The sequence below is a fragment of the Idiomarina aquatica genome, assembly GCF_004362895.1.
Classification (GTDB): domain Bacteria; phylum Pseudomonadota; class Gammaproteobacteria; order Enterobacterales; family Alteromonadaceae; genus Idiomarina.
Window position 1 is genome coordinate 215,564 of the sequence record NZ_SNXI01000001.1, and the last position, 14,272, is coordinate 229,835.

The following is a 14,272-nucleotide window of genomic DNA, read 5'->3' on the forward strand; positions in this document are numbered from 1 at the left end:
CTAATATTGGAAGGTTATGTCACAAAAAACGGCAAAATATCGTAAGGATTATCAAGCGCCCGATTTTACTATTCATTCGGTCGATTTGACCTTTGAGCTGGACCCCAGCCAAACGCGTGTGACCAACACCATGGTGGTTGAACGTCAGGGTAGCCACCAACGGCCGTTGGTGCTTGATGGCGAAGGCTTGCAGTTGATACAGGTCAGTTTGGATGACAAAACATTAAACGGCGATGATTATTCGGTGAACGATCAGCAATTGGTAGTTTCAACCGATAAAGACCGTTTCACACTGACCATTATTAACGATATTAACCCGAGTCAGAATAAAGCCCTCGAAGGACTCTATTTGGCGGAAAATACTTACTGTACGCAATGCGAGGCAGAAGGATTTCGGCGCATAACCTTCTATCTTGATCGTCCCGATGTGTTGGCGCGTTTTACCACCACTATTATTGGCGATAAATCGCAGTACCCTTATTTATTATCAAATGGCAACCTGATAAAAACCGAGCAGTGCGGTGACAAGCATGTTGCGGTGTGGCAGGACCCTTACCCTAAACCAAGTTACCTGTTTGCACTCGTCGCCGGTGACTTTGACGTATTACGCGACAGCTTTACAACCCGCGAAGGGCGTGATGTTAAGCTAGAGCTGTTCGTCGATAAGGGTAACCTTGACCGTTCAGAGCATGCCATGACGTCGCTAAAGAATGCGATGAAGTGGGACGAAGAGCGTTTTGGCCTGGTTTATGACCTCGATATCTACATGGTTGTGGCGGTTGATTTTTTCAACATGGGCGCGATGGAGAACAAAGGCTTAAACGTATTTAACGCTAAATACGTGTTAGCCAATCCAGCTACAGCAACTGACCAGGACTTTCTAAATATTGAATCGGTGATTGGCCACGAATACTTTCATAACTGGACCGGCAACCGTATTACTTGTCGCGACTGGTTTCAGTTAAGTTTAAAGGAAGGCCTGACGGTATTCCGCGATCAAGAGTTTAGTTCCGATTTAGGCTCTCGTGCAGTCAATCGTATTCAGGACGTTAAAATTATCCGCTCGCATCAATTCACTGAAGATGCCGGACCGATGGCTCACCCGATACGCCCCGACAAAGTGTTGGAGATGAATAACTTCTATACTGTCACCGTTTATAACAAGGGGGCGGAAGTTATACGTATGCTACACACATTGCTGGGTGAAGCAGGCTTTCAGCGCGGTATGCAATTGTATGTCGAGCGCCATGACGGTCAGGCGGTTACCTGTGAAGATTTTGTCGCTGCGATGGAAGCTGCGAACGAGCAGGACTTCAGTCAGTTCCGCCGTTGGTACTCGCAGGCGGGAACGCCGCAGGTAGAGGCCGATGTGGACTTTGATCAGGATAAACAACAGCTCAACATTGCGTTGCGACAGACTACGCCTGCCACGCCCGGGCAAAGTGAAAAGTTGCCGTTTCATATACCGGTTAAGATTTCTGCTGTAACCCCGTCGGGTCAGGTCATCACCTTGAATGAGGGCTTGTTGCACCTTCAAAAGGAGCAACAACAGTTTGTCATTAATGGCGACTTTAGCGCAAAACTGCAAGCCGGCGAACAGCCCGTGGTGTCACTGTTTGATAATTTTTCGGCGCCGGTGAAGGTATCGCGTAAGATAAGCGCAAATGATTTACGAACACTGATGGCACACGCGCCGGATCCGGTGAGCCGTTGGGATGCATCACAACAATTGTTTGGCGAATTAATTCATCAGGCAATAGCGCAACAAACGACGGTTAAGTTAGACCAACAAACCATCTCGGCATGTCGGCAACTATTAACTAGTGATGCAGATCCTGCTCTGATCGCATTGGCTTTGACGCCTCCGGGTGCAGCCACACTGGCTGATAACTATGACGAAATTCCGGTAGAGCAACTGCGTCATAATCTTAAACAGTTAAAGAAACAGTTAGCGCAGGCGCTGAAGGATGATGTCATGGCGCGTTATCAGCAGTTAACTGCAACATTAAAAGCGCATGACTATCAGCTGCAGGGCGATGACATCTCGCAACGCCAGTTACGCAATACCTTGCTAAGTTATTTAGCTGAAATTAACGATGACGCGGCATGGTTCGAGTCAGTCTATGAGCAAGCAGACAACATGACTGATACGCTGGCTGTTCTGCAAGCGGTAACCTGGACTGAGCATAGCGTCGCTGAAGAGCTTTTAAACCGCTTTGATCAGCAATGGCAGGGCGAAAAACTGGTGATGGATAAATGGTTCCAGACCCAGGCTCTGGCAGATAATGATGCTACTGTCGCACGCATAGAAACATTGATGCAGCATGCTGATTTTAGTTTGGATAACCCTAACCGGGTGTATTCACTATTAGCTGCATTTACTCAAAACCTTGCACAGTTCCATCGTGCCGACGGCGCTGGTTATCGCTTAATTGGTGGTGTTATTCAAACGCTGAATGACAGCAACCCACAGGTTGCCTCGCGCCTACTTAGCGCGTTTATGTCCTGGAAACGCTATGATGCGCACAGGCAGGCGTTAATGAAGCAACAGCTGGAAGAATTAAGCGCGTTACCGAATTTAGCCAGTGATTTGCAGGAAAAAGTGGAAAATAGTCTGGCTGCATAACTATTACAGTCAATGCTGGCCATTAGGGTGTTCTAAGAGGCGTAATAATGACCCTAAGCTATGAGTTTTCGGTGTCGATGACTTACCAGGAGTTCACCGAAATATACTACGGCGGTGGCGCACAACAATTAGTCGTTACCGCTACAAACGGCATGCGCGTTGCTATTCCGGCAGGGCGCATGGTGCCGTTTGTGGATTCTTCCGGCGTTCGGGGGTTGTTCAGGCTTACCGTTGATAGCCAGAATAAATTCAAGGGGCTGGAACGTTTGCGTTGAACAAGTTTTCAGCGCCGTTATGAGTTTATGGGTTAATTATGTCAATAAAGCTCATATCCTTTAAAATTGGCTGGTCTAAAGAGTGAAGTATTACGTCAAATAGCGTTGAAAGCCTAGGCTAAATGTCCGACAATAACATCCATCATAGATTATCGGGCCGTGGGTCGCTGTTCGGCTTACCTACGACGTTTCACTAATAAAGCTCAAGGACACTGCAATTATGTCGTTGGTCGATGGTCAAACTCCAGTTTTACTGGAGAAAGTTGTTGATTTAATCAAGAACAAAGTCCCTTCTTCTCAATCTCAATTGGTACAGGAGTTTGCTAAACGTCTGTATCGCAACATTGCCTCTGACGACCTCAGTCACCGCAACGACAGCGATATGTATGGTGCTGTACTCGGTTTATGGCACAGTTTTAATGAATATAAACCCGGCGATAAGGCGTTAATAAAAGTCTATAACCCGGATGTGCCAAACGACGGCTGGGAATCACCACATACCATTATCGAGATTATCCAAAGCGATATGCCGTTTATGGTGGACTCGGTGCGTATGGCGCTGCAGCGACTGGGCATTACTACGCATTTGTTGTTACATATGCCGATTAGTCACGAACGCGATAACGACAATCAAATATCGTCGATGTTAAAGCCGGGCACGCGCGGTGATAATCACGTCGATACGGTGTTCCTGATTGAGATTGACCGTCAAACCAGCAAAGACGACATTAAAGCCATTCGCAAAGAATTAATCTCGGTGATGGAAGAGATCAGCCTCGCGGTTAGCGACTGGCAGCCGATGCGCGAACGGTTAAAAACGGCTGCCGGGCAGGTAAGTGCCGATAGCTATCCCGGCACTAAGGCTTATAAGGAGGAAATTGAACGTTTCTTAAGCTGGCTGACCGACGATAATTTCACGTTAATTGGCTGTCGATCCTATGACCTTAAGCCAGTTAAAGGCGATTACGAGCTGAAACAAGTCAAAGATAGCTCGTTGGGATTGATGCGTAACTCCGTTAGCGATAAAGGTCGCTTAATTTCGACATTGCCGGAAGACGGTCGTGAAATCAGTCACGACGACCGCATATTATTGCTGACCAAAACCAACAATAAATCACGCGTTCACCGTCCGGCCTATTTTGATTATATCGGTATAAAGCGTTTTAACGAGCAGGGCGAGGTTATCGGCGAAGAACGCTTTATCGGTTTGTATTCTGCGCACTTCTACAACGATAGTGCCCGTGATATTCCGCTGGTTAGCGAGAAGATTCAACGCGTGCTCGAATTGTCGGGCTTTGCGCATCAGTCGCATGCAGCTAAAGCCTTGTTAAATATTCTGGAAACGTACCCGCGCGATGAAATTGTGCAAGCAGACGAAGAAGATTTGCTAGACGTCGGTTTAGGTGTTCTGCAAATGCAGGAACGCGATATGACCCGTGCCTTCGTCCGCCGTGATATTTTCGGTCGTTTTATGTCAATTATGGTGTATGTACCAAAAGAGCGTTACAACACCATTCTTCGCCAACGCACACAACAGATTCTGCAACGTACGTTACAGACAGATTACGATGTCGACTTTACCACGTATTTTTCGGAAAGCTCGTTGGCCCGCACACATTACACCGTTCGCTTGCGCGATGAACAACAGGACGTGAACGTGAAAGAACTAGAACAGAATTTAATTGAAGCCGCCCGCACATGGGAAGATAACTTTGAGCGTATCGTTTATTCAACTTTTGGCGAAGCGAAAGCAACACAGCTTTTAAAACGTTACGGTTCTGCGTTCCCGCGCTCCTATAAAGAAGAAGTTTTACCATCGGTGGCTATTTCTGACTTAAAACAGTTAGAGTCACTCGACGATGACCACAAGCTGGGCATGGTGTTGTATCGGGCGCAGGAAGAGAAAGATGACAGCGTTCATCTGCGGCTTAAGTTATTCCACAAAGACGAGCCGATTCATCTGTCCGATGTGCTACCCATGCTTGAAAATTTCGGTTTACGGGTGATTGGTGAAAGCCCTTACCCCATAAAGACTGCTGATGGCGTGGTTTACTGGGTGCTGGACTTTCAGATGATCCATACAGGCGGCCCATTGGTGCTGGACGAAACGCGTGAGCTATTTCAGGCAGCCTTTGCCAAGGTGTGGAATGGCGAACTTGAGGACGACGGCTTTAACCGTTTGGTACTGGGCGCCGGAATGACCGGACGGCAGGTAACCATTTTACGCATGTTTGCTAAATATATGCGTCAAATTGGCACCACCTTTAGCCAAAACTATATCGAAAGCACGTTCAGCAAATATCCGCTGCTGGCGAAGCTTGTGGTAAAAATGTTCTTCACTCGCTTCGAACCCGGCACCAAGGACAGCGACAAGAAGCTGGATGCTCTACATACGCGTATCAACACCGAGTTGGATAACGTCGCCAACCTGGATGACGACCGCATCATCCGTCGTTATGTCGAGTTGATTGATGCCGCGCTGCGCACCAACTTCTTCCAGCAAGACGAGCAGGGTAACGATAAACCTTATATTTCAGTTAAATTCCTGCCTGAACTGGTACCGGAAATGCCGTTACCACTGCCAAAATTCGAAATCTTTGTGTATTCGCCACGGGTAGAGGGTATCCATCTGCGGGGTGGGAAAGTTGCCCGGGGTGGTCTGCGTTGGTCAGATCGTCGCGAAGATTTCCGTACCGAAGTTCTGGGCTTGGTTAAAGCACAACAAGTTAAAAATACCGTTATTGTGCCGGTGGGTGCAAAAGGCGGGTTTATTTGTAAAGCCTTACCGGATGACCGTGAAGGCATGATGGCCGAAGGCCAGGCTTGTTATAAAACCTTTATTCGGGCGTTACTGGACATCACCGACAATATCATTGAAGGCGAGATTATCCCGCCTGAAAACGTGGTTCGCCATGATGAAGATGACCCGTACCTGGTGGTCGCAGCGGATAAGGGTACTGCAACCTTCTCCGATATTGCTAACGGCATCTCAGCAGAATATAAGTTCTGGCTTGGAGATGCGTTTGCGTCCGGTGGCTCGGTCGGTTATGACCATAAAAAAATGGGTATTACTGCCCGCGGCGCGTGGGAGTCAGTTAAACGCCACTTCCGTGAGATGGGCATAGATTGCCAAACAACCGATTTCACCTGTGTGGCGGTTGGCGACATGGGCGGGGACGTGTTTGGTAATGGTATGTTGTTGTCTAAGCACACTCGCTTGCAGGCAGCGTTTAACCACATGCATATCTTTATCGACCCGAACCCGGATGCTGCCAGTTCGTGGGAAGAACGCGATCGCTTGTTTAAACTGCCGCGTTCGAGCTGGGAAGACTACAATGCTGAATTAATTTCTAAAGGCGGTGGTGTATTCAAGCGCAGCGCTAAGGCGATTGAACTGACGCCGGAAATGAAGCAGATGTTAGGTTCACAGAAAAAATCAATGACACCTAACGAATTGATCAAAGCCTGCTTAACCATGAAGGTCGATCTGATCTGGAACGGTGGTATCGGTACTTACGTTAAAGGCAAGCAGGAAACCGATTCTGATGTTGGTGATCGTGCTAACGACGCCTTGCGTGTTAACGGCAGCGAATTAAACGCTAAGATTGTCGGCGAAGGCGGAAACCTCGGCTTTACCCAATTGGGACGTATCGAGTTTGCCCAAAAAGGCGGGCGTATTAATACCGACTTTGTTGATAACGTGGGTGGCGTTGACTGTTCAGATAACGAAGTCAATATCAAGATCCTGTTAAACGGGCTGGTTAACAGCGGTGATCTGACTAAGAAGCAGCGTGATCAGTTATTGTATGACATGACTGACGAGGTGGCAGAAATCGTTCTTGATGACTGTAACCGTCAAACGCAGTCTATCTCGGTTACTGCGCTGCGCGGTGCCGATCAAATTAAAGAGTTACAACGCTTTATTCATGAGCTTGAGCGTGAAGGCTCGCTTAACCGCGCGCTGGAGTTTTTGCCCAGTGATGACGAGTTAGCCGAGCGTCAGGCCGCCAATAAAGGGCTGACACGTCCGGAACTGTCGGTTATTTCGGCGTACGGCAAAATGGTATTAAAGGAACAGCTGATTTCTGATGAAATTACCGAAGACCCTTACCATGCCCGCGAACTGTTTGACTCGTTCCCGAAACCGTTGCGTAAACGCTTTGCAGAGGCTATGGAGTCGCACCCGCTGAAGGGACAAATTATTGCCACTAAATTGGCGAATAATATTGTCAACGACATGGGGCCGAACTTCGTCTTACGTAAGCGGGAAGCGACTGGTGCGACTGAAGCCGAAATTGCAACGGCCTATGTTATTGCGCGTGAGTGCTTCCGTGTAGAAGAGCTGAATGAAGAGATTGAAGCGCTTAATAACAAGGTGCCGGCCGAGTCACAGAACGAAATTTTATTCCAGCTGCGTCGCATGGTACGTCGCGCAACACGTTGGTTCCTGCGCCATCGTAACCCGTCGTTGAACGGAATCCAGGAGCACCTGGACTTTTATATGCCGGCTTTTGATGATCTCCGTGACAACTGTCTGGATTACATGACCGAAGACGAGGCAACCGTGCTTCGTGATAATGCGACTAAATACGAGCAGTTGGGTTATCCGGAATCGCTGGCTAAACGCATTGCGTGTTTGAGTACCGTATTCTCGGCAATGGATGTTGCTGAAATTGCTCATAATACCCAGCAGGACTTTAATACCGTTGGGCGTTTGTACTTCTTCCTTGGCGCTAAGCTTAACCTGCACTGGTTCCTGAATCAGATTAACGGACAGCCGGTCGCTAACCACTGGCAGGCCTTGGCTCGCGCGGCGTTCCGTGAGGAGCTGGACTGGCAGCAGCGGTCGTTGACGCTAGTGGTGCTGAAGTCAACCGAGGATAGCAGTAAGCCAGAAGCACGCTTGCAGGAGTGGATGGAACAAAACGAGGTGTTACTGCAGCGTTGGCAGAGCATGTTGTCTGACTTCCGTACGACTAAGAGCCACGAGTTTGCGAAATTCTCAGTCGCTTTACGAGAGCTCATGCTGCTTAGCCACAACTGTGCGCCTAAGATTGTTGGTTAATGAATAGGAACTGATAACAGTGTATTCATTAGTCAAAAGCTGGCTGTTTAAACAGGATGCCGAGCGCTCGCACGATCTAGCGCTGGGTATGCTGCAACGCTTTTCGCGTACGCCGTTGGCGCTGTTTTGGCGTCAGCGGGTGCCTTCCAGGCCTGTCACTGTGATGGGTATAACCTTTGACAACCCGGTTGGGTTGGCTGCCGGTTTAGATAAGAATGCCCGTTGTATTCATGCATTTTCACAAATGGGCTTTGGTTTTATCGAAGTTGGCACTGTTACCCCAAAGCCGCAGCCAGGCAATGCAAAGCCGCGATTATTTCGATTAACCCGGGATCAGGCGATTATTAACCGCATGGGTTTTAATAACGACGGCGTTGAGGCCTTGGTCGAGCAGGTAAAAGCTACCCGCAGTAAGGGGTTTGGTGGTGTACTGGGCATTAATATCGGTAAAAACAAAACCACTGAGGAAGCTGATGCGCTGGACGATTACTGCCAGTGCCTGGATAAAGTCTACCCGTGGGCAGATTACGTGACGATTAACATCTCGTCACCCAACACACCGGGGTTGCGTAACTTTCAGCATGGTGATGCTCTGGACAACTTGCTTAGTGGCTTAAAGCAACGCCAGGCGGAGCTAACTGAACAGCACGGTCAGTACGTGCCATTAGTGGTTAAAATTGCACCCGATTTATCAGCATCAGAGATCAGCACCATGGCTGCGGCGTTTAACCGCACCGGGATCGATGGTGTGATTGCTACCAACACCACGTTATCGCGCGACGGTTTGCAAGATCAAACGCTGGCGGGCGAAGCAGGGGGTCTAAGTGGTCATCCGGTGCGATTGCCAAGTACAAAGGTGATTAAAACGCTGCGTCAACATTTAGACCAGCACATTCCAATTATAGGCGTTGGCGGTATCGACTCAGCCGAGAGCGCTCAGGAAAAGCTATCCGCAGGCGCAAGTTTGGTGCAGGTTTACACGGGCTTTATCTATCAAGGTCCAAAGTTTGTTAAGAACATTGTTCAGGCGTTATAACGAATAATAAAACTTTGCCCTTGTAAGCGAGGGCAGGTTTTAGTATTTTATTTGCGCAATTCTAAAAAACAAAACCATAAAGGATTGATTTTGCAAGACGCAATGCAATGGCGCTGGCTCTATAATGAGCAGCAGCAACTCGCTATCGATACGGGTGACGGCGATGCTGGTATTTATTGTCTTCCCTACAAGCCGCAGCAACTGGTTAATATTTCGTTTGCGGAGCAGCCATTCGATATTGATGATGCCAATGCTTACCAGACCTGGTTAGAAGCCTTGCAACATTATGGCTATGATACCTTGCCGGTTGATGCCCACTCGGCCGCCTTGTGTGCGGTTGCCTTTATTCGTTTTGGTTGCCCTCAAATGCCACAAAGCTGGCACTTTCAAAAATCTGATTTAGAACAATGGCCGGCGGAACGCACACTGTGTGAGCTTAATTCAGGCTTTGATCAGGGGATTTTCTTAATTCTCGATATCGATGACGAATTTGCAAGCTGCATGTTACTAAGCCCGTCTATGCAGGTTTCAGCGATCAAGACTTTACGTCAATATCAGGTGATGAAGGTATTGAACAATCGCTTATTACCGGCAACGATCGATTTAGCTAAGACAGCACAAACTGCTTGGTCGATGAAATTAGCCTAAAAGATTATTTGAGATATTCGATGAAAAGCATTGAGTAATCAGGAAAGAATTGGTTGCGGGGGCAGGATTTGAACCTACGACCTTCGGGTTATGAGCCCGACGAGCTACCAGACTGCTCCACCCCGCGTCCGATGCGATGCATAGTAGTGATTATGTGACGCCAACGCAAGCGTTATTTTGGTATTTTTATTTGTTCGGCTAATAAGTCATCAAATTGCTGTTAAATCATTCAGTTGGCTTAGCTACAGACACCTTGCCTCGCATTCTGTATAATCATCGCAGTTTTAACGTCAGCTAAGAGAAACTTCCATTTTGATGCAAACCTACTTCATTGCCTGTGCTAAAGGTATCGAGCCGTTATTGTTTGAAGAGCTTAAACAGCTGGGCATTGACGATGTAAAGCAAACCATGGCCGGTTGTCAGATTACCGCGTCATTGCAACAAGCCTACACTGTCGCGTTATGGTCACGTCTGGCCAGCCGGGTTCTGCTGCAGTTGGGTAGGGCGGATGTTACTACCGCTGCCGACATACAGGCGGTTATTACCCAATTTGACTGGCAGCAGGTGATGCGTGCGGATAACACACTTATCGTCGATTTTAACGGTCGTAGTGATGAGATCCGGCATAGTCAATTTGGTGCGCAAATCATTAAAGATGGCATTGTTGATTACTTTACCGCGCGGGGTTTTGCCCGCCCCAATGTCGATAAACAAGATCCGGACATTCGCATCGCTGCGCGCCTGGCAAAAGGGCAGCTGGTTTGGTCACTGGATTTTTCCGGCGAAAGTTTGCATCGGCGCGGTTACCGGCAACAACAAGGCGAAGCGCCTTTGCGCGAAAACCTTGCGGCAGCTGTATTACAGCGGGCAGGAATCAGTGATGCGTTAAGTCAGCCGTGTTTTAACTTTTTCGACCCTTTCTGTGGCTCCGGCACACTGGTTATTGAGGCTGCATTAATGGCAACCGACTGTGCACCTGGGCTGGGTCGAGCTAATTGGGGATTTTTGTCCTGGCAAGGTCACCAACCTGGCGTCTGGCACGAGCTGTTGGAGCAGGCTGAAGCCCGCTTTAAGAAAGGGCGGGCGCAATTCAACGGTTCTATTACCGGGTCAGATACTAATCCGCACTTAATTGATGCTGCACGCAGCAACGCAAAACGCGCGTTACTTAAAGACATTGTCAGTTTTGATGTTGCCGATGCGCTGCAAACACAGGCGCCTGCATCTGACGGGCTATTAGTAACCAACCCGCCTTATGGCGAGCGACTGGGTGAAGAAGTCGAGACTTTGCTGTTGTACCGTCGCTTCGGACGCCAGTTAAGCGCCCAATTTCAGGGCTGGAAGCTCGGCATTCTGGCCGGCGATGAAAGTTTGTTAAAACGCCTGAAATTGCGCAGTGACAAAAAATATAAGTTTCTTAATGGTGCGCTAGACGTGACGTTGGCGTGCTATGACTTAACTAAAGAACAGCCCGTATTTACAGAAAGTAAAGGCGATGACATTGCTAACCGTTTAAAAAAGAACCATCAAAAGCTGTCTAAATGGGCGGCCAAAGAAGGTCTGGAAGCATGGCGCCTGTACGATGCCGATTTACCCGACTACAACGCGGCTATTGATGTTTATGCAGACTATTTAGTCGTGCAGGAATACGCACCGCCGAAAACGATCCCGGAAGGTGTTGCCCGCGATCGCCTTTGGCACTTGCTCGAGACCATTAGTGATGTTTTACCATTTGCCGAAGAGAACATCATATTAAAAGTACGCCAGCGCCAGTCAGGCACGCAACAGTATCAGAAGCGGCAACAGCGGGCTGAAAGCGTATGCCTTAACGTGCGAGAGTACCGTGGGTTGTTTGAGGTAAACTTAACTGATTACCTGGATACCGGTTTGTTTCTTGATCACCGGCTAGTTCGCAAAGAGCTATTTGATAAGTGTGACGGGCTTGATGTTCTGAATTTATTTGCTTATACCTGTTCGGCCTCCGTTCAGGCGGCTCTCGGTGGTGCTAATCGAGTCGTTTCGGTTGATATGTCAAAGACGTACCTGCAGTGGGGTAAACGAAATTTTGCGCTAAACGACTTACATGGGCCGCAATACGAATTCATTCAGGCCGATTGCTTTAACTGGTTAAGAGAAAATCGCGACAGCGCGCCATTCGATGTTATCTTCCTTGATCCGCCGACCTTTAGTAACTCCAAACGCATGGACGGCACGCTGGATATTCAGCGTGACCATGTCGGGTTAATAAAAACTGCGGCTCGTTTGCTGACTGATGACGGGGTTATTTTGTTTTCTAATAATCGCCGCAAGTTTGAAATCGACGTAGATGGCCTCGATAAAGCCGGATTTAGCGTTAATGACCAGACCCAGGCATCGATCCCGGAAGACTTTAAACGCCATAAAGGTATACATCATTACTTTATTATTTCTCGTATTTAGTCGAATTTATCATGTATTACTTATTGACCAAATCGAACTGTCCTTTATGTACCCAGGCGTTGCAGTTGCTTTATGCGCTTGACCTTGATGAGCCGATCGATCTGAACGTCGTCGATATTGCTGCCGATGCTGCTTTACAAGAAGAGTACGGGTGGCTGGTACCGGTACTAAAAGATTCACACGATAACGAACTGCGCTGGCCCTTTGACCAGTCGCAGTTGCTGGAGTTTGTCACGGCATGAATTTATTGAGAGTTCAGGATGCACAACTGGCCTTCGGTGCCGATGCAATTTTAGACCACGTAAACTTTGTGCTGGAGCCGGGTGAACGGGTTTGTCTGGTCGGCCGTAACGGTGCCGGCAAGTCAACGCTGCTAAAAGTTATTGATCAACAAGTAGTGCTTGACGACGGTCAGGTACAATACGTTGGTGATACGGTGGTCACGCGGCTACCTCAGGATCCCCCGGCACAATCACCGCAACGGGTTTACGATTACGTCGCAGAGGCGTTGGCAGAAAGCGGTGAGTTACTGACACGCTACCATTTATTGTCCGAGAAGATGGCAGCAGGCGATGCCAGTAGCGGACTGTTGACCGAAATGGATTCGTTACAAGCGAAAATTGACGCACTTAATGGCTGGCAAATGGAAACCCGCATTGAACAGGTACTTACCCGTTTAAATCTGCCGGCGGATACGTCGATGGCAGAGCTATCGGGGGGCTGGTTACGGCGTGTGGCTCTCGCGCGTGCATTGGTGGTTGATCCCGATGTATTGCTGCTGGACGAGCCGACCAACCACCTGGACATCAGCATGGTACGTTGGTTAGAAGAACAAATTAAAGAATTCAAAGGGGCAGTGCTGTTTATTAGTCATGACCGTGCTTTTATTCGCCACCTGGCCACGCGAATAGTGGACCTAGACCGCGGGCAGTTAACTAGTTACCCCGGTGATTATGACCGCTACCTGGCTAAAAAGCAGGAACTCCTGGAAGTAGAAACCGCACAAAATGCCGAATTTGATAAGAAATTGGCGGCCGAAGAAGTCTGGATCCGCCAGGGCATTAAGGCTCGGCGTACCCGCAACGAAGGTCGGGTGAGGGCGCTACAGGATTTACGTAAACAGCGTCAGCAACGGCGTGAACTGCAGGGTAAAGCCAACTTACGGGTTAACGAGGCGAGCCGCTCAGGCAAGCGCGTGTTTGAGGGCGAACAGTTACAGCTGCAATTTGACGATAAACCGATCATTCGCGATCTTGATCTGTTATTGCAGCGCGGAGACAAGGTTGCTTTTGTGGGCCCGAATGGGTGCGGAAAAAGTACCCTGATTAAAGTGATTCTGGGTGAGCAGGACGTTGACGGCGGCAAGGTCAAGCTCGGCACGAACCTGGAAGTGGCGTATTTTGATCAACACCGTTCGCAACTTGATCCGCAAAAAAGTGTGATGGACAACGTCGGTGACGGCAAACAAGACATTGTTTTCCAGGGGCGTCCACGCCACATTCTGAGTTACTTACAAGACTTTTTGTTTTCGCCTAAACAAGCGCGTACGCCAGTGTTGGCTTTGTCGGGCGGCGAGCGGAACCGTGCATTGCTGGCCAAAATACTGTTAAAGCCCAGTAATCTACTGGTACTGGATGAGCCGACCAATGATCTTGATATCGAAACGCTGGAACTGCTTGAGCAAATAATAGCTGAGTACCAAGGGACTGTGTTGCTGGTAAGCCACGATCGGGAGTTTGTCGATAATACGGCGACCGCGGTGTTGTACTTTGAAGGTGACGGCGTTATCACTGAAATTATCGGTGGCTTTAGCGAACTCGAACACTATTTATCCATGAAGTCGGCAACAGCGCCGAGTCAGGATAAATCAAGCACTCAGGGAACCAAAACTGAGACGCAACGGTCACATAGCACAAGTTTGTCGGATAAGGGTTCTGCACAACGTCAGAAAAAGTTATCCTACAAGTTACAGCGTGAGCTTGACGGGTTACCCGCAGCGATAGAAGAAAAAGAACACCAGCTGGAACAGATTCAGCAACAACTTAATGAGCCGGAGTTTTTTAGTCAGCCTTTAGAGGTGACAGAACCAGTGATGCAACAGGCAGCAGAATTAGATGAAGCGTTGATGATGCTGCTGGAACGCTGGGAAGAACTCGAAAATTTATCAAAACAGAGTAGTTAGT

Annotated in this window: 8 protein-coding genes and 1 tRNA gene; 8 read left to right on the forward strand and 1 reads right to left on the reverse strand. The window is 48.5% G+C overall.

The window, feature by feature from the left end; genetic code table 11:
• The first annotated feature begins 16 nt into the window (after positions 1-16).
• From pepN to DEU29_RS01150, 5 genes are all read left to right on the forward strand, one after another.
• Positions 17-2,626 carry an aminopeptidase N gene (gene pepN, locus DEU29_RS01130; RefSeq protein ID WP_133538358.1) on the forward strand — a complete coding sequence of 870 codons (2,610 nt, stop codon included), beginning with the start codon at positions 17-19 and terminating at the stop codon, positions 2,624-2,626.
• A gap of 47 nt (positions 2,627-2,673) precedes the next feature.
• Positions 2,674-2,901 (forward strand): DUF2835 family protein, encoded by a 228-nt coding sequence (locus DEU29_RS01135; RefSeq protein ID WP_133538360.1) that lies wholly within the window; start codon positions 2,674-2,676, stop codon positions 2,899-2,901.
• A gap of 220 nt (positions 2,902-3,121) precedes the next feature.
• A complete protein-coding gene (locus DEU29_RS01140; RefSeq protein ID WP_133538361.1) occupies positions 3,122-7,966 on the forward strand; it encodes an NAD-glutamate dehydrogenase in 4,845 nt (1,614 codons plus the stop codon).
• A 19-nt stretch (positions 7,967-7,985) separates the two neighbouring features.
• Positions 7,986-9,002: a quinone-dependent dihydroorotate dehydrogenase gene (gene pyrD, locus DEU29_RS01145; protein WP_133538363.1), complete on the forward strand. Its 1,017-nt coding sequence runs from the start codon at positions 7,986-7,988 to the stop codon at positions 9,000-9,002.
• Positions 9,003-9,092: 90 nt separating this feature from the next.
• The gene (locus tag DEU29_RS01150; RefSeq protein ID WP_243734400.1) at positions 9,093-9,650 is read left to right on the forward strand and encodes a cell division protein ZapC domain-containing protein; all 558 of its coding nucleotides are present in this window, start codon (positions 9,093-9,095) and stop codon (positions 9,648-9,650) included.
• A 50-nt stretch (positions 9,651-9,700) separates the two neighbouring features.
• On the opposite strand, the gene DEU29_RS01155 is transcribed toward DEU29_RS01150, so the two are convergent.
• Positions 9,701-9,777: transfer RNA gene (locus DEU29_RS01155), tRNA-Met, on the reverse strand.
• A 188-nt stretch (positions 9,778-9,965) separates the two neighbouring features.
• Between DEU29_RS01155 and rlmKL the strand changes: the two genes are divergently transcribed.
• Genes rlmKL through uup form a run of 3 tightly spaced genes read left to right on the forward strand, consistent with a single transcriptional unit; the run spans position 9,966 to position 14,271 of the window.
• Positions 9,966-12,089, forward strand: coding sequence for a bifunctional 23S rRNA (guanine(2069)-N(7))-methyltransferase RlmK/23S rRNA (guanine(2445)-N(2))-methyltransferase RlmL (rlmKL, locus tag DEU29_RS01160; protein ID WP_133538364.1), 2,124 nt, complete (start codon positions 9,966-9,968; stop codon positions 12,087-12,089).
• An 11-nt stretch (positions 12,090-12,100) separates the two neighbouring features.
• Positions 12,101-12,331, forward strand: coding sequence for a glutaredoxin family protein (locus DEU29_RS01165; protein WP_133538366.1), 231 nt, complete (start codon positions 12,101-12,103; stop codon positions 12,329-12,331).
• Complete coding sequence (gene uup / locus DEU29_RS01170) at positions 12,328-14,271, forward strand: ATP-binding cassette ATPase Uup (RefSeq protein ID WP_133538368.1); 1,944 nt, start codon at positions 12,328-12,330, stop codon at positions 14,269-14,271. The genes DEU29_RS01165 and uup overlap by 4 nt, the downstream gene beginning before the upstream one ends.
• The last annotated feature ends 1 nt before the right edge of the window (position 14,272 follow it).

Coding starts and splice junctions, on each gene's coding strand:
- pepN (WP_133538358.1), top strand. CDS start 17: ATGTCACAAAAAACGGCAAAATATCGTAAGGATTATCAAGCGCCCGAT.
- DEU29_RS01135 (WP_133538360.1), top strand. CDS start 2,674: ATGACCCTAAGCTATGAGTTTTCGGTGTCGATGACTTACCAGGAGTTC.
- DEU29_RS01140 (WP_133538361.1), top strand. CDS start 3,122: ATGTCGTTGGTCGATGGTCAAACTCCAGTTTTACTGGAGAAAGTTGTT.
- rlmKL (WP_133538364.1), top strand. CDS start 9,966: ATGCAAACCTACTTCATTGCCTGTGCTAAAGGTATCGAGCCGTTATTG.
- DEU29_RS01165 (WP_133538366.1), top strand. CDS start 12,101: ATGTATTACTTATTGACCAAATCGAACTGTCCTTTATGTACCCAGGCG.
- uup (WP_133538368.1), top strand. CDS start 12,328: ATGAATTTATTGAGAGTTCAGGATGCACAACTGGCCTTCGGTGCCGAT.